This is a genomic window from Amycolatopsis sp. M39, assembly GCF_001651785.1.
GTDB lineage: Bacteria > Actinomycetota > Actinomycetes > Mycobacteriales > Pseudonocardiaceae > Amycolatopsis > Amycolatopsis rubida.
In genome coordinates, this window is the sequence record NZ_LWSF01000002.1 from 497,619 (window position 1) to 512,624 (window position 15,006).

A 15,006-nucleotide genomic window follows, 5' to 3' on the forward strand; every position below is an offset into this window, starting at 1 on the left:
GGCAGCGGGAGGCCAACCCGATAGGCTAGGCGCGGGCGGAACCTGTGTGCACGCTGTGCCTATCGCGCACGCGTTGGGGCCTGCGGAGCGGACACGTCGAGGACAGGCGGGGATACATGCTGGAGGGGAACGCGGAACGCAGCGTCGAGGCGACCCTCGGCCACCTGCGGACCATGGACGGGCCGGTCCCGGCGCAGCCGCCGACTGCCCCGTTGAACCTGGAAGACCTCTACCGGCAGCACCGGATGCGGCTCGTGCGCCTCGCCATCCTGCTGGTCGACGAGCCCGCGACGGCCGAGGACGTCGTGCAGGAGGCGTTCACCGGCCTGCACCGCAACTGGGGCAGGCTGCGCGACGCCGCCGCGGCCGTCGGCTACCTGCGCACCGCAGTGGTCAACGGATCCCGCAGCGTGCTGCGCCGGCGCAAGACCGCCCGCGAGTACGTGCCCCCGCACGCGGTGAACGCCCGGTCCGCGGAAAGCCTCGCGATGCTCTCCAGCGAGCACCAGGCCGTGGTCAACGCCCTGTCGAAGCTTCCGCCGCGCCAGCGCGAGGTGCTCGTGCTGCGCTACTACGGCGGGCTGAGCGAAGCGGAGATTTCGGAAGCCGCGGGCATTTCGAAGGGCACCGTGAAGTCAACCGCCAGCCGGGCGCTGGAGGCGCTGCAAAAGGCGATGCAGCCGCCTCAGTGACCTGGGCGGACCAATCTCGCGCTGGTCGACCCCCCTTGGTCCAGACCAATATATGCTGGACCGCGTGAAGCACCCCGGAGACTTCGTCATCACGGGCGGCCGCGTCGTGGCCCCGGACCGCGTACTCGACGACGGCTGGCTCGCCGTGTCCGGCGGGCAGATCGCCGCGGTAGGCACCGGAACGCCCCCGAGCAGCCCGGATGCCGCGCCGGTCGACGTCGCCGGGGCGCTGGTCGTGCCCGGTTTCGTGGACACCCACTGCCATGGCGGCGGCGGCGCGTCGTTCTCGACGCTCGACCCGGACGAGATCCGCACCGCGGTCCGCGCGCACCGGCGCCACGGCACCACGACCATGCTCGCGAGCCTGGTCTCCGACCCGATCGACCTGCTCACCGAGCAGATCGCCGCGCTGCGCGAACTCGTGCAGGAGGGCGACCTCGCGGGCATCCACCTGGAGGGCCCGTTCATCTCGCGGGCCCGCTGCGGCGCGCACGATCCGGACACTCTGCGTGAACCGGACACCGGCACCGTCGAGAAGCTGCTGCGCGCCGGACACGGCTCCATCCGGATGGTCACGCTCGCACCCGAGCTGAACGGCGGCGTCAAGGCCGTCCGGCAGCTCGCCGAGTCCGGCGTGATCGCCGCGATCGGCCACACCGACGGCGTCGCTGACCAGCTGGTTCCGGCCATCGACGCCGGCGCGACGGTCGCCACCCACCTGTTCAACGGCATGCGCCCGCTGCACCACCGCGAACCGGGCCCGGTCGGCGTGCTGCTCGACGACGAGCGCGTGACGGTCGAGCTGATCTGCGACCTGGTCCACCTGCACCCGACGGTCGTGCGGCTGGCCGCGCAGCACGCGGGCCGCGGCCGGACGGTGCTGATCACCGACGCCATGTCGGCCACCGACGCCGCCGACGGCCGCTACACCCTGGGCAGGCTGGAGGTCGACGTCCACGACGGCGTCGCCACCCTGGACAACGGTTCACTCGCCGGAAGCACGCTGACCATGGACAACGCCTTCCGCAACCTGGTGAAGGGTGCGAAACTCGACGTACTGGACGCCGTCCGGGCGACGTCGGCTCGACCGGCCGAACTGCTCGGCATCGCCGACCGCACCGGCGCACTGCGCCCCGGCCTCGCCGCGGACGCCGTGATCCTGGACGACGACCTGCGCCCGTCCCGGGTACTGCACCGGGGCGAATGGGTGGCCGAGGCGGGCCGGGCTACCTTGAGCACGTGACGAGCTAGCACTTCGACAGGCGGACGGAGCGGATGAGCGAGCCGAAAGACCCGGAACGGTTACTGGCCGACGCGCTGCGTGCACAAGCCGTCTTCGCTCCGCACGCCGTGGCGAACCCGGCAGAAGAACAGGCTGGTTCCGAAGCTTCGGGCACCGGCTCGCCGGGCGCGGTCCAGCCCGGCGCTTCCGGCACGGGCTCGTTCAGCGCGGCCGGTGGTCCCGGCATCTCCGGCCCTGGCGCTTCCGGAACCGGCTCGTTCGGCGCCGCTCCGGCCTCCGGAACCGGCTCGTTCGGCGCCACTCCGGCCTCCGGAACCGGCTCGTTCGGAGCCTCGGCCCAGACTGGCGCGCCGTCGCAGACCGGCCCGACCACCGAACTGCCGCCCAACTACGGTCTGCTGTCCGGGGCGGGAGCCGACTCGCTCGCCCGCGAGCGCGCCGCCCTCGACGCGGCCGGCACCTCGCCCGGCACCACCGGCTCGATCCCGCCGGTCGGGGCCTCCGACGCGACCGTCCGCCGCCCCGCTCAGGCGGCACAGAGCGGCCCCCTGCCCGCGCACTGGGTCCTGCTGCTGGCGGTGCTGCTCGGCCTCGCCGCCGGGTCCGTCATCGGCCTGCTGACGCTGATCTGAGCCCGCCACCGCGCCCGCTTGCCCGGACGACCATTCCGGCAGGCACTCCGGGGCCGAGTTCTTAACCCCGATCCCACACCGATGACCTGCGATTCCTTGCCCGATGAGGCGACACTGAGTCACCCTGTACCGTTTTCGGTGTGATTCTCGCCCAGAACACAGTGACCACCATGTCCCTGCTGCCGTCGTGGCTGGACCCGCAGCATCTGCTGAACGGGCTGACGGCCCCCGTGATCGCCGTGCTGTGCTTGATCATCTTCATCGAGAGCAGCGTCTTCCCGGTCCTGCCCGGCGACTCGCTGCTGTTCACCGCGGGCCTGTTCATCGCGAACGGCACGCTGAAGGCTCCGCTGTGGCTGGTGTGCGTGCTGGTCACGGTCGCCGCGCTGCTGGGCAACGTCGTCGGGTACTACCTCGGCTACTTCGCCGGGCCGAAGCTGTTCAGCAGGCCGGACTCCAAGTTCTTCAAGCAGGAGTACGTCGACAAGACGCACACGTTCCTGGAGAAGCACGGTCCGAAGGCCGTCGTGCTGGCCCGGTTCGTGCCGTTCGTGCGGACGTTCATCACCTGGATCGCCGGCATCGGCCGGATGGACCCGAAGCGCTACTTCACCTACACGGTCATCGGCGGCATCCTGTGGGCCGCGGGCATCACCGTGCTGGGGTCGCTGCTGGGCAACATCGGCTTCATCCGGGACAATGTCGACGCGATCTTCGTCCTCATCGTGCTGGTGTCGGTCGTGCCGATCGCCATCGAGTACCTGAAGAGCCGCCGCGAGAAGAAGGACCGCCCGGCCGACGATTCGGCCGACGTCACGCAGCAGATTCCGCGCGTGCGCGACTGAGGTTTCCGCATTCGACCGAAGCGGCGTCCGGGGTTCCGGACGCCGCTTCGTCGTTTCCGGGGTCAGTCGGTCATCGAGAACATCGAGCCCGGGTTGAAGAGGTTTTCCGGGTCGAGGGCCTGTTTGATCTGCCGGTGCACACGGATCCCGACCGGGCCGATCTCGCGGGCGAGCCATTCGCGCTTGATCTTGCCGACGCCGTGCTCGCCGGTCACCGTGCCGCCGAGCGACAGGCCGACGTCGAGGATCTCGTCGAACGCCTGCTGGGCGCGCGCGAACTCGTCCTCGGAATCGGGCGCGTACACGATGGTCGGGTGCATGTTCCCGTCCCCGGCGTGGCCGACGACGGCGATCTTGAGCCCGGCTTTTTCGCTGATCCGTTCGCAGCCGCGGATGAGCTCGGCGATCCGGGTGCGGGGCACGCTGACATCGTCGGTGAGCCAGACGCCGTAGGTCTCCAGCGCGGTCAGCACGACGCGGCGGGCCTGCAGCAGCATCTTGCCCTCTTCGAGGTCGTCCGTGGCGTAGACCAGGTCCGCCCCGCAGTCGGTGCAGATCTGCTCAAGCAGCGCCAGTTCGCGGCGGGCCGCCTCGCCGCCCGCGTCGGACTGGCCGAGCAGCAGCGCCTGGCAGTCCGAGCCCGCGCCGAGGTCGGTGTTGAGGTAGGTCTCGGAGGCCTTGATCGACGCCGCGTCCATGATCTCCAGCAGCGACGGCACCAACCCCTCGCGCACCGCCCGCGCGACCGCCTCGCCGGCCGCCTCGGTGGTGTTGAATCCGGCGACAAAAGTGGCCGGGGCCTGCGGAAGGGGCCGCAGCGAGACGGTCGCCTGGGTGATGACGCCGAGCGTGCCCTCGCTGCCGATGAACAGCTTGGTGAGGTCGTAGCCCGCGACGCCCTTGACCGTGCGGCGGCCGGTTTTCAGCAGCGATCCGTCCGCGAGCACGACCTCAAGGCCGAGCACCGAATCGGTGGTCACGCCGTATTTCACGCAGCAGAGGCCGCCTGCGTTGGTGGAGAGGTTGCCGCCGATGGTGCACCAGTCGTAGCTGGAGGGGTCGGGCGGATAGAACAGGCCGTGCTTCTCGACGGCGGACCGGAAGTCGAGGTTGACCACGCCCGGCTGCACGACGGCGAGCCGGTTGCCCGCGTCGACCTCGACGATCTCGTTCAGTTTCACGAGCGAAAGCACGACACAGCCGTCGATGGCGTTGGCCGCGCCGGAAAGCCCGCTGCCCGCCCCGCGCGGCACGATGGGGACTCTCGCTTCGGCACAAGCCCGGACAGTCGCCTGCACTCCTGCGGTATCCGCCGGAAGCACCACCGCCAACGGTTTTCCCGAGGGAGCGAGCGGCATCATGTCGCGCGCGTAGGCATCGGTGACGTCAGCGTCGGTGAGCACCGCGGCCGGGCCGAGGTCGTCCCGAAGCCGCTGGAGGAGGGCGTCGTTGCTCATCTCCGCATGGTAAACCGGAATCTCCGCAGTGTGGAATATTAATTCCGATATTAGCTGGTCCGCTGCGCGCGAAGCACAGTGTCACGGGTGTGCGTGGTGCCCGGTGGAGCTGGCATCACCCGCGGCCGGCTCTCGTTGACGACGACGGTCCACTCGTCGCCGAGAGCCCGCGCGATGTCGTCAGCCTGGCAGTAACCGGCATGCTCCGGCGACAGCTCCCGAGGATCGTGGCTGGCGAAGAGAAACGTCCCGCCGGGCGCGACGGCGTCGAGCAGCTTCCGCAGCACCCCGTCGGCTTCGCGAAGCGGGAAATACTGAACGCTGACCAGGTCGAACGCCCTCGCCGGCACCGGAATCGCGGCCAGATCCGAACAGACCCAGGCGATCCCGGAGCTGGTCGCGGCCGCCCGCTGCAACGCGGTACGCGAGATGTCGAGTGCCGTCACCTGCCAGCCGTGCGCGGCCAGCCACCGCGCATCAGCCCCTTCGCCGCACCCGACGTCCAACGCCTGCCCCGGCGGCAGCTCCTCGACCTCGGTGACGAGCACCCCGTTGGGTTCGCCGCTGAACACCTGCTCACGGCTGCGGTAGAGGTCCTCCCAGAACTGCGCGGTCTCCCCGGACGGAACCATTTTCGCTGCCACCTCCGCCGTGCACGATTCCGCTGAGCGCGCCGGAGGGCAAGGTTCTTTGCCGGAACCGCACATCAGCCCCGAAGGTTCTCCAGGTCCGCCAACAGGCCGGGATGTTCCGGTGCCCAGCCGAGCACTTGCTGGGTGTGCGCACTGGACGCGGGCTGGTCGGCCGCGAAAACCGGCCCGAGCGGCCCGTAAGTCTCCTCCGGCACCGATTCGACCGGGAGCCCCAGCCGCCGTCCGATCACCGCCGCGATGTCAGCGACCCGAACGCCTTCGTCGGCGACCGCGTGCCAGGACGTACCGGGCTCCGCGTTTTCCAAAGCAAGCCGGAAGAGAACCGCCGCGTCGAGCGCGTGCACCGCCGGCCACCGCTGCGTGCCGTCGCCCGGATAACCGGACACTCCCGTTTGCCGGGCGATGGTGGTCAGCAGACCGGCAAACCCGCCCTTCCCGTTGTTGTGCACCGTGCGCGGCATGCGTACCGCGGATGTCCGGACCCCACGATCCGCAAGCTCCACAATCTCGGCGACCGTGCGCCCCCTCCCGCCGACGGGCCCGTCGGTCGCAACCGGATCAGCCTCGGTCGACGCGCGACCCGGCGCATACGGCGTCCCGGAAACCGTGACCAACGGCCGATCGCTTCCGAGGAGCGCTTCGGCCTGCGCCTTGAGCGCCGCCGTTTCCTCGGCGACCGCGTTCGCGAGGGCTTCGTCGCTGCTGAACGCATTGGCGAAAGCGAGGTGAACCACCCCATCGGCGTTGGCCGCGGCCTCGCGGATGACATCCAAGTCAGCCAGTGCACCCCGCACCGGCTCAGCCCCCGCTTTCTCGGCCGCCGCGGCGGAGGCGTCGGACCGAACGAGCGCGACGACGGAGTGGCCGTGGCCCAGCAGTTCGGCGACGACCGCGGAGCCGATCAAACCGGTCGCTCCGGTGACGAACACGCGCATGGGATTTCCCCCTCACAGTGATGGGACTCTTGTCCCGTCAGACACTACCAGAGTGACGGGACAAAGGTCTCGTCACATAGGATGGTTTTCATGGCCCGATGGGAACCCGGAGCACGCGAACGGCTGGTCGTAGCGGCCGTCGACCTGTTCGCCGAACAGGGCTACGACGCCACGACGGTCGCGCAGATCGCTGAGCGCGCCGGCGTCACCAAGAGCACGTTCTTCCGGCACTTCCCGGACAAGCGGGAACTGCTGGTGGCCGGTCAGGAAACGCTGAGCCGACTGCTCGCGGAAGGAATCGCCGACGCTCCCGCTGACGCCAGCCCGCTGGAAGCCGTCGCCGGCGGCCTGCGCCGCGCTGCGACCGCGATGGGCCCGATGAACCGGGAACTCGCCCCTCGGCTGAAGGCTGCCGTTGCGGCCAGTACGGAACTCCAGGAGCGGGACGCGTTGAAGAGCGTCGGCCTCGCTGCCGCGATGACTGCGGCCCTGACCGCTCGGGGGCTGCCCGATGCGACTGCGGCGCTCGCTAGCGAGTTGGGGGTGCTGGCTTTCAAGCGGGGGTATTTCGAATGGTCGGAGAGCGATCGCGGGGATGTCGATCCGGCAGAGTTTCTGGTGGCAGCGCTGGAGGAGCTTCGGGCGGCGAGTGCTTCGCTGGACTGAACAGACGGGAGCCCGTCCGCTCCCGCACGCCTTGGGCCGGACGGGATCCGGGCCGGACAAGAGACCTCGACCCTCACCAGCGGGAGCTTGCACCATCAAGGAATAGCCGAACCGCCCGCGCCAGCAGCCGCTCCCGCACGCCTTGAGCTGGACGGCATCCGCCGCGCTCGCCAGTGCACCCGGAAGCGCGGACCGTCAAGCGCGGCAATCCCGCATCGCCACGGAGACGACGAGCCAGCGGAGTTCCGGTCGCAGCACAGGGGAAGCTTCACGGGGCGGACCAGGCAAGAGCCGAACCCAGCCTAATCCCGCCCGCCTTAGGCCGACCGCCCTCGCCAGCGAACCGGGGGCCCTGACCGACACACGCGGCAACCCCGCATCGCCGGGGAGCGGCTGCAAAGGCGACGGTGCCCCAGCGGAGTTCCGGTCGCAGCGCTGGAGGGAGCTTCGGGCGGCAAGCATTTCACGGGGCGGACCAGACGGGAGCCGAACCCAGCCCAATCCCGCCCGCCTTGGACCGACCGCCCTCGCCAGCGAACCGGGGGCCCTGACCGACACACGCGGCAACCCCGCATCGCCGNACCGACCGCCCTCGCCAGCGAACCGGGGGCCCTGACCGACACACGCGGCAACCCCGCATCGCCCGAGAGCGGCCACGAAGACGACGACGAGCCAGCGGAGTATCTGGAAGAGCCCTGCGCGGCAAGCGCTTGGCTGGACTGACCAAGCGAGATCCGAGCAGTGCCAGCGAATCCACCCGCCCGCGCCTCCTCGGCCGGGTGGCACCCGCGTTGGCGGATAGCCGTTCGGTCTGAAGCATTCCCTTGCCCAGCAACCGAAACTGCGCCGCCCGTCAGGCAGGTGGTTTGTGCTCACCTGCCTGACAGGGACCGAATCACGCAGACATCGCGGGCTCCTCCGGTTGGGCTTTCTTCAGGCGGTTTCGCCGACGACCCAACAGGAAGTACGCCTGCAGCGCCGTGTACACGAGGATCGCGGCACCCACCCACGCGCTCGTGTGCAGTGCCGTCACGAAGGATTCTCGGGCGGCGCTCAGCAGCTCCGCACCCTCGGCGACGGGCAGGGAGTGCGCGGTGGCCACCGCGCCGCCCAGGGTGTCGTGGGCTGCGGCGGGCGCGGTGGCTGGCAGGCCTGACTGGTAGACCGCCGTGGCGAGGCTGCCCAGCAGGGCCGTGCCGAGTGCGCCGCCCAGTTCGTAGCCCGTTTCCGAGATCGCCGACGCGGCACCGGCGCGGTTGACCGGGGCGGCGGAGATCACGAGGTCGTTCGTCAGGGTTTCCGACAGGGCCACCCCGCCGCCGACCAGGACGAACGCGACTACGACCGCGGCCAGTCCGGCGTCGGCTCCGATGGTGGTCAGGACCAGGAAGCCGGCCGCGCCGAACAGCAGGCCCAGGCTGATCAGGACCGGCACCCGGACTCGGCGGGCGAGCCAGGCGGCGGCGAGGGCGCCGACGACGCCGGCGACCGTCGCGGGCAGCATCCACAGTGCCGCGACCAGCGGCTTCAGGCCGAGGACCAGCTGCAGGTACTGCGGCAGCAGAAACAGCAGCCCGACCAGCGCGAACACGCCCAGCAGGTTCGTGATCACCGACCCGGCGAACCTGCGGTTGGCGAACAACCCGAGGTCCAGCATCGGCTGGTCGAGCCGCCGCTGCCGGCGCACGAACGCCGCGCCCAGCGCGAGGCCGAGCACCATCGCGGCACCGGCCGGCCAGGTCAGCCCTTCCGTCGCGGCGACCTTCACGCCGTAGACGACCGGCAGCATCGTGCCGAGCGACAGCAGCGCCGACCACGGGTCGAAGCGGCCCGGGTTCGGATCGCGGAACTCCGGCAGCAGCAACGGGCCCGCCACGAGCAGCAGCACCATCACCGGCACGTTGATCAGGAAGACCGAACCCCACCAGAAGTGCTCAAGCAGCCAGCCGCCGACGACCGGGCCGACCGCCATCCCGCCGGAGAACGCCGCGCTCCAGATCGCGACCGCGGTGCGCCGCGTGCGGTCCTCGGTGAAGATGCTGCGGATCAGCGACAGCGTGGACGGCATCAACGTCGCGCCGCCGACGCCCAGCAGCGCCCGCGCAACGATCAGCATCAGCGGCGACGTGGCGAACGCCGCCAGCACCGAGGCCGCACCGAACGCGGCACCGCCGATGAGCAGCAGCCGCCGCCTGCCGATCCGGTCGCCCAGCGTGCCCATGAAGACCAGCAATCCGGCCAGGACGAACGAGTAGACGTCGACGATCCACAGCTGTTCCGCGCCCGTGGGCGCGAGATCCTCGCTGAGATAGGGCAGGGCGAACCCCAGGACTGTCGTGTCCACGCTGATCAACAGGACCGGCAGCACCAGAACCGCCAAAGCCCACCACTGGCCTCCGCGCCGCACCATGGCGCACTCTTCCTTCCTTGTACCGTCCAGACGGTACAGTTTCGTTCCTGAGGTAGAAGATAAACCGTCCGGACGGTACAGTCAAGGTGATGGCTAAACCTTCAGCACGTGAACGCATCCTCGGTTCGTACGAGGTCATCCTCGCCGACCGCGGCCCGGCCGAGATCACGCTCGACGCGGTCGCGGCGCACGCCGGGGTGTCCAAGGGCGGCTTGCTCTACCACTTCGGCTCGAAGGACGCGCTGCGCGACGGCCTGCTCGAACGGCTGGAGCGGCTGACCGACGATGACCTCGAACGCGCGCGGAGCGCTCCCGAGGGCGTGGTCCGGCACTACCTGCGCTCGTCGATCACCGACGTCACCCGCGACCTGGCGCTGCACCGCACGACGATGGCCGCGCTCCGCCTGGTCCTCAACGACCCGATCGCGGCGGAGGTGTCGCGGCGCTGCACCGAGCGCACCCGCGAGCTGATGCTGGAGCACGTCGAGGACCCGGTGACGGCGGAGCTGGTGATGCTGGTCGGCGAGGGTCTCTACATGCGCGCGGCACTGGGCGAAGAGGTGACCGGCAGCCTGCTGGAACAGATCGAGGAAATCGCGGACCGGATCGAGGCCGGGGCACCGGCCAAGGCGACGGTCGCGGCGGGACACCTCAGCGGCGCCCGGCTTCAGGTACGTGAGGGGAACCCGGGAGATCTCTGATTTCCCCGCACGTACCGCAAACCCAGCCGAGACCTCAGCGGGCCAGTCCGTAGACCCGCTCGATCTCCACCGTCAGCACCAGCCGCCGATCCGCCACCATCGCCGCGCGGTACTCCGCCCAGTCGGGATGCTCGCCCGACACCTTGCGATACAGCGCGATCAGCGCCTCCACCGCCTCGTCGTCCGGCGCCGAAGCGACCGGCGACAGCACCGCGCGCCCCTCTGCCACCGCGTACGACCACCCGTTCGACGACGCCACGTGGTAGCTCACCCGCGGATCCCGGCGCATGTTCTTCGTCTTCGCACGCGCGTCCGTGATCGACACCTGCAACTGGCGGGCGTCACGATCGAAGTAATGCGTCACCGTCGACAGCTGCGGACGGCCGTCCCGTTTCAGGGTTGCCAGGACCCCCTGCTTGCCCGCCGCGATGAGGTCGTAGAGCGCTGTGTCGTCAGTCATACCTCTATGTAACCCCGGCGCAAGGGATCTGTTCCCGCCCGAAACCCCTAGTGACCAGCGGCGTCCCCATATCGGGAGAAACCGGACGATACCCCTCCGGTTGAAATCTGCTTGCATGCGGCAACTAAAGTGTCTTGTGACACAACCAGGGGTCGGCCGCTTGCGAAATACGCCGTACGGGCACACTCTTGCTTAAGGCAACTAGTTGCAGTCGCCAACCAATGGTTTGCTCCACCCCAAGGAAGACCCACATGGCACCTCAGAACTCCGCCGTCAGGCCAGAGGCCGACCTCGACCTTGCCGACCAGCTCGGGCACGAGCTGGTCCGGTTCATGCGCTTGATCACCAAGGCGAAGTCCCAGGTCGCCAAACACGGGCCGGACGGGATCGAGAGGGCCGCGTACGCGATCCTCTTCTGCCTCGTCCACGAAGGCCCGCAACGCACCAGCAAGCTGGCCGAGTTCCTGCATTCCGAGATCTCCACGATCAGCAGGCAGTCCAGCTCGCTCGTGCAGCACGGACTCGTCGAACGGCAGGCCGACCCCGAGGACGGCCGCGCCTGCCTGCTCGCGCCGACCGCCGAAGGCATCCGCGTCTTCGACGAAAACCGCAAGCACCGCGCCCGGTGGCTGGCCGATGTACTCGGCGATTGGAGCCAGGAGGAGCGCGAGACGCTCAACGAGCTTCTCGCGCGGCTCAACACAGGTATCGAAAAGAACAATCCGTCGCTGTCCGACACCGCGGCGACGGCACAGGCCAAGGGGGCCTCGAACGCATGACGTCCACCGTTGAAAAACAACCTCAGCCGCAAGGGGGCGCGCCCGCTGGCCACAGCGACGGCGCCATGGGGCTGACCCACCGCCAGATCGTCACGATCATCAGCGGCCTGATGTGCGGCATGTTCCTCGCCGCGCTCGACCAGACGATCGTGGGCACCTCGATCGTCCGGATCGCCAACGACCTGCACGGCTTCGACCTGCAGGCGTGGGCGACCACGGCGTACCTGATCACCTCGACGATCGCCACGCCGATCTACGGCAAGCTCTCCGACATCTACGGCCGCAAGCCGTTCTACCTCGCCGCGATCGCGATCTTCGTCGCCGGTTCGGCGGCCGCGTCGTTCTCGACGTCGATGTACGAACTGGCCGCGTTCCGCGCGGTGCAGGGTCTCGGCGCAGGCGGTCTGATGTCGCTGGCCATGACGATCATCGGCGACGTCGTCCCGCCGCGGGAACGCCCGCGGTACCAGGGCTACTTCCTCGCCGTGTTCGGCATTTCGACCGTGCTCGGCCCGGTGCTCGGCGGCTTCTTCGCCGGCTTCGACAGCCTGGCCGGCCTGCACGGCTGGCGCTGGGTCTTCCTGATCAACGTGCCGATCGGCATCATCGCGCTGTTCGTCGTCGCGAAGGTGCTGAACGTCCCGCACAACCGTCATGACCACAAGATCGACTGGTGGGGCGCGCTCACCATGGTCATCGCCGTGGTGCCGTTCCTGATCGTCGCCGAACAGGGCCAGAAGTGGGGCTGGGGCGACCAGAAGTCGATCTGGATGTACATCATCGGCGGCGTCGGCGTCGTGCTGTTCATCGTCGTCGAAAAACTGATGAAGGACGCCGCGCTGATCCCGCTGCGGCTGTTCAAGAACTCGACCTTCACCGTGGCCATCATCGGCGGCGTGATCGTCGGTGTGGCGATGTTCGGCGCGATCACGATGATCCCGCAGTACCTGCAGGTCGTGCAGGGCTACACGCCGACCGAATCGGGTCTGCTGATGCTGCCGCTGATGGTCGGCATCATGTCCAGCTCGATCATCTCCGGCCGGATCACCTCGAAGACCGGGCGCTACAAGATCTTCCCGGTCATCGGCACGATCCTGATCGCCGCGGGCGCGTTCTTCTTCGCCATGGTCAAGTACGACACCCCGATCTGGCACCCGCTGGTGGCCGCGCTGATCATCGGCCTCGGCCTGGGCCAGTGCATGCAGACACTGATCATCGCGGTGCAGAACGCGGGCCCGCGCAAGGACATGGGCGTGTCGACCGCGTCGGCCACGTTCTTCCGCCAGATCGGCGGTACCGCCGGTGTCGCGGTGTTCCTGACGATTCTGTTCAACGTGCTGCCGGGCAACATCAGCAAGGCGTTCGGCGGCCACATGCCTCCGGGCGCGGGCGGTCAGCTGGGCGATCTGTCGAGCAACACGAGCGTCATCCAGACGCTGCCGGAAGCGGTGCGCACGCCGATCCTGATCGGCTTCACCGAGTCCATCACCACGGTGTTCTGGGTCGCGGGCGGTGTCGCCCTGCTGGCCACGCTGGTGCTGCTGTTCATGAAGGAGATCCCGCTGGCGGGCATGAACCCGGCCGCCGCCGCGGTCGAGGGCGGCGAGGCGCTGCTGGAAGACCTGGACGAGCCGGTTCCGGCCGCGGACGACACCGCCGAGATCAAGACGGGTTCGCTGTTCGAGGAGGCCCCGAAGGAGCCGATGCTCGTCGGAGCCGGTGGCAGGCACGCCCTGACCAACGGCCACGGCGACGCGCAGGCGGTGGCGGATGCCCGGCCGATGCCGATCACCAACTCGGTGGCCGACACCGAATTCGGCACGTCCACCGGCGGCGTCCCGGTCACCGGCCACGTGCGCCGTCAGGACGGCAGCCACGTGAGCGCGGCCGCGCTGACCCTGATCGACCAGCAGGGCCGTCAGGTGGCGCGGGCGACCGGCAACGGCGACGGCAGCTACTCGATCCCGACCCAGGGTCCGGGAACGTACGTGCTGATCGTGTCCGCTCCCGGACACCAGCCGCAGGCCTCCAGCGTGGTGGTCGGCGGGCACCCGGCGAACCTGGACGTCACGCTCACCGGTTCCGGCGAGCTGACCGGGGTGGTCCGTTCGATCGGCACCGCGACCCCGCTGGCGAACGCGACGGTCACGCTGACCGACTCGCGCGGCGAGGTCAACGGCGCGTTCATCACCGCTGAGGACGGCGTCTACACCTTCAGCGGCGTCGGCGCCGGGCAGTACACGCTGGTCGCGAGCGGCCCGCACTACCGCCCGGTCGCGGTCACGCTGACGGTGCCGGACAGCGGCGTGCTGCGCCACGACGTCGAACTCGCCGGCGCGGTGCTGCTCCAGGGCGTCGCGCGTACCGAGGGCGACCGGATCGTGCCGGACGCGCGGATCACCGTGCTCGACGCGAACGGCAACGTCGCGGCGGTGGCCCGCACTGACAGCGAGGGCCGCTACGTGGTCAGCGATCTGCCGATCGGCTCCTACACGGTCGTGGCCAGCGGCTACCCGCCCGCCACCAGCCAGGTGACGCTGAACGACGGCGAAGCCCAGCACGACGTGCGGCTGAGCTACGACCAGGCGCTCGACGAGCTGGTCGATCGGTCATGAGCGGGGGCCTGCGCGCACAGCTGCGCTCGAACGGCGGATGGCCGGTCGAGAACGCGGTGCTCACGGTCACCGACTTGAACGGACGACAGGTCGCGCGGCAGGTCACGGACGCGAAGGGGGCAGTGGTCACTGACCCGCTGCCCCCGGGCGTCTACACCGCCGTGATCACCGCGCCGGGGTACACGCCGTTGGCCCGCACCGTGCAGATCGGCTCCGACGGGGCCGGGTTGCTCGGCGACATCGCGCTCGTGCCGGTCTCCGGCGCGGTCGAGCTGCCGCCGGAGGGTCCGTGGACGATCGACCCGATGCACTCGTCAGTGGTCGCCACCGCGCGGCACATGGGCATCGCGAGCATCAAGGTGCGGTTCCCGGACGTGGCCGGGCGGATCGAGGTCGCCCGGCCGATCGAGCGGTCGAGCGTGCACGCCGAGATCAAGGCGGGCAGCATCGAAAGCGGCATCAAGATGCGGGACGACCACCTGCGCTCGGCCGAATTCCTCGACGTCGACGCGTATCCGCTCATCACGTTCGAAAGCACCGGGCTTTCCCAGCTCGGCACGGACAACTGGGCGCTGCGCGGCGTGCTGACGCTGCACGGCGAACGCCGCGACGTCACGCTCGACCTGCGCTACACCGGGCACGGCCCGGACCCGTGGGGCGGCGTGCGTGCCGCGTTCCACGCCGAAACGCAATTGCACCGCAACGATTTCGCGATCAACTACAGCGCGATGGTGCGGGCGGGCGTGGCCGCGATCGGCACGACCGTCAAGGTGGAGCTGGACATCGAGGCGGTGCAGGGCGAGTCCCTGCCGCAGTTCTAGAGAAAACCGCGACCGGCCGCCCGGGAACTGTTCCGGGCGGCCGGTTCGTTGTCCTGGGCGAAAAGGGTGAACAGTCTGGTTACCCCAGCAATACCCA

At 69.4% G+C, this 15,006-nt stretch carries 14 protein-coding genes; 9 read left to right on the forward strand and 5 right to left on the reverse strand.

What is annotated here, in order from left to right; genetic code table 11:
- Positions 1-116 precede the first annotated feature (116 nt).
- The 4 genes from A4R44_RS07125 to A4R44_RS07140 all read left to right on the forward strand — a co-directional run bounded on the left by A4R44_RS07125 (position 117) and on the right by A4R44_RS07140 (position 3,412).
- Positions 117-692 (forward strand): SigE family RNA polymerase sigma factor, encoded by a 576-nt coding sequence (locus A4R44_RS07125; RefSeq protein WP_051172562.1) that lies wholly within the window; start codon positions 117-119, stop codon positions 690-692.
- A 52-nt stretch (positions 693-744) separates the two neighbouring features.
- Positions 745-1,935, forward strand: a complete 1,191-nt coding sequence (gene nagA / locus A4R44_RS07130; protein WP_067577468.1) for an N-acetylglucosamine-6-phosphate deacetylase — start codon at positions 745-747, stop codon at positions 1,933-1,935.
- 32 nt (positions 1,936-1,967) lie between these two features.
- Positions 1,968-2,567, forward strand: a complete 600-nt coding sequence (locus A4R44_RS07135; RefSeq protein ID WP_067577470.1) for a hypothetical protein — start codon at positions 1,968-1,970, stop codon at positions 2,565-2,567.
- A 140-nt stretch (positions 2,568-2,707) separates the two neighbouring features.
- Positions 2,708-3,412, forward strand: a complete 705-nt coding sequence (locus tag A4R44_RS07140; RefSeq protein ID WP_067577471.1) for a DedA family protein — start codon at positions 2,708-2,710, stop codon at positions 3,410-3,412.
- A gap of 62 nt (positions 3,413-3,474) precedes the next feature.
- Here the strand turns inward: A4R44_RS07140 and A4R44_RS07145 are convergent, their stop codons facing one another.
- The 3 genes from A4R44_RS07145 to A4R44_RS07155 form a co-directional block, all read right to left on the reverse strand.
- A complete protein-coding gene (locus A4R44_RS07145; RefSeq protein ID WP_067577473.1) occupies positions 3,475-4,869 on the reverse strand; it encodes an FAD-binding oxidoreductase in 1,395 nt (464 codons plus the stop codon).
- A gap of 50 nt (positions 4,870-4,919) precedes the next feature.
- Entirely contained in the window at positions 4,920-5,501 is a 582-nt protein-coding gene (locus A4R44_RS07150) for a bifunctional 2-polyprenyl-6-hydroxyphenol methylase/3-demethylubiquinol 3-O-methyltransferase UbiG (RefSeq protein ID WP_067577475.1), read from the reverse strand.
- 74 nt (positions 5,502-5,575) lie between these two features.
- A complete protein-coding gene (locus A4R44_RS07155) occupies positions 5,576-6,457 on the reverse strand; it encodes an SDR family oxidoreductase (RefSeq protein WP_067577477.1) in 882 nt (293 codons plus the stop codon).
- A 90-nt stretch (positions 6,458-6,547) separates the two neighbouring features.
- On the opposite strand from A4R44_RS07155, the gene A4R44_RS07160 reads away from it, so the two are divergent.
- Entirely contained in the window at positions 6,548-7,123 is a 576-nt protein-coding gene (locus tag A4R44_RS07160; RefSeq protein ID WP_067578106.1) for a TetR/AcrR family transcriptional regulator, read from the forward strand.
- Positions 7,124-8,018: 895 nt separating this feature from the next.
- Here the strand turns inward: A4R44_RS07160 and A4R44_RS07165 are convergent.
- Positions 8,019-9,533: an MFS transporter gene (locus A4R44_RS07165; protein WP_067577479.1), complete on the reverse strand. Its 1,515-nt coding sequence runs from the start codon at positions 9,531-9,533 to the stop codon at positions 8,019-8,021.
- Positions 9,534-9,622: 89 nt separating this feature from the next.
- Here A4R44_RS07165 and A4R44_RS07170 point away from each other — a divergent pair, with 89 nt between their 5' ends.
- Positions 9,623-10,234 (forward strand): TetR/AcrR family transcriptional regulator, encoded by a 612-nt coding sequence (locus tag A4R44_RS07170; protein WP_067577481.1) that lies wholly within the window; start codon positions 9,623-9,625, stop codon positions 10,232-10,234.
- A gap of 34 nt (positions 10,235-10,268) precedes the next feature.
- Here the strand turns inward: A4R44_RS07170 and A4R44_RS07175 are convergent, their stop codons facing one another.
- The gene (locus A4R44_RS07175) at positions 10,269-10,694 is read right to left on the reverse strand and encodes a PPOX class F420-dependent oxidoreductase (RefSeq protein WP_067577484.1); all 426 of its coding nucleotides are present in this window, start codon (positions 10,692-10,694) and stop codon (positions 10,269-10,271) included.
- Positions 10,695-10,945: 251 nt separating this feature from the next.
- Between A4R44_RS07175 and A4R44_RS07180 the strand changes: the two genes are divergently transcribed.
- From A4R44_RS07180 to A4R44_RS07190, 3 genes are read left to right on the forward strand one after another with little or no spacing between them, the layout of a single operon-like run.
- Positions 10,946-11,473: a MarR family winged helix-turn-helix transcriptional regulator gene (locus A4R44_RS07180; protein WP_067577486.1), complete on the forward strand. Its 528-nt coding sequence runs from the start codon at positions 10,946-10,948 to the stop codon at positions 11,471-11,473.
- Positions 11,470-14,088 (forward strand): MFS transporter, encoded by a 2,619-nt coding sequence (locus tag A4R44_RS07185; RefSeq protein ID WP_067577488.1) that lies wholly within the window; start codon positions 11,470-11,472, stop codon positions 14,086-14,088. The genes A4R44_RS07180 and A4R44_RS07185 overlap by 4 nt, the downstream gene beginning before the upstream one ends.
- Positions 14,085-14,909, forward strand: coding sequence for a YceI family protein (locus A4R44_RS07190; protein WP_067577490.1), 825 nt, complete (start codon positions 14,085-14,087; stop codon positions 14,907-14,909). The genes A4R44_RS07185 and A4R44_RS07190 overlap by 4 nt, the downstream gene beginning before the upstream one ends.
- Positions 14,910-15,006 lie beyond the last annotated feature (97 nt).

Coding starts and splice junctions, on each gene's coding strand:
- A4R44_RS07165 (WP_067577479.1), bottom strand. CDS start 9,533: ATGGTGCGGCGCGGAGGCCAGTGGTGGGCTTTGGCGGTTCTGGTGCTG.
- A4R44_RS07180 (WP_067577486.1), top strand. CDS start 10,946: ATGGCACCTCAGAACTCCGCCGTCAGGCCAGAGGCCGACCTCGACCTT.
- A4R44_RS07160 (WP_067578106.1), top strand. CDS start 6,548: ATGGCCCGATGGGAACCCGGAGCACGCGAACGGCTGGTCGTAGCGGCC.
- nagA (WP_067577468.1), top strand. CDS start 745: ATGCTGGACCGCGTGAAGCACCCCGGAGACTTCGTCATCACGGGCGGC.
- A4R44_RS07170 (WP_067577481.1), top strand. CDS start 9,623: ATGGCTAAACCTTCAGCACGTGAACGCATCCTCGGTTCGTACGAGGTC.
- A4R44_RS07185 (WP_067577488.1), top strand. CDS start 11,470: ATGACGTCCACCGTTGAAAAACAACCTCAGCCGCAAGGGGGCGCGCCC.
- A4R44_RS07190 (WP_067577490.1), top strand. CDS start 14,085: ATGAGCGGGGGCCTGCGCGCACAGCTGCGCTCGAACGGCGGATGGCCG.
- A4R44_RS07145 (WP_067577473.1), bottom strand. CDS start 4,869: ATGAGCAACGACGCCCTCCTCCAGCGGCTTCGGGACGACCTCGGCCCG.
- A4R44_RS07155 (WP_067577477.1), bottom strand. CDS start 6,457: ATGCGCGTGTTCGTCACCGGAGCGACCGGTTTGATCGGCTCCGCGGTC.
- A4R44_RS07125 (WP_051172562.1), top strand. CDS start 117: ATGCTGGAGGGGAACGCGGAACGCAGCGTCGAGGCGACCCTCGGCCAC.
- A4R44_RS07150 (WP_067577475.1), bottom strand. CDS start 5,501: ATGGTTCCGTCCGGGGAGACCGCGCAGTTCTGGGAGGACCTCTACCGC.
- A4R44_RS07135 (WP_067577470.1), top strand. CDS start 1,968: ATGAGCGAGCCGAAAGACCCGGAACGGTTACTGGCCGACGCGCTGCGT.
- A4R44_RS07175 (WP_067577484.1), bottom strand. CDS start 10,694: ATGACTGACGACACAGCGCTCTACGACCTCATCGCGGCGGGCAAGCAG.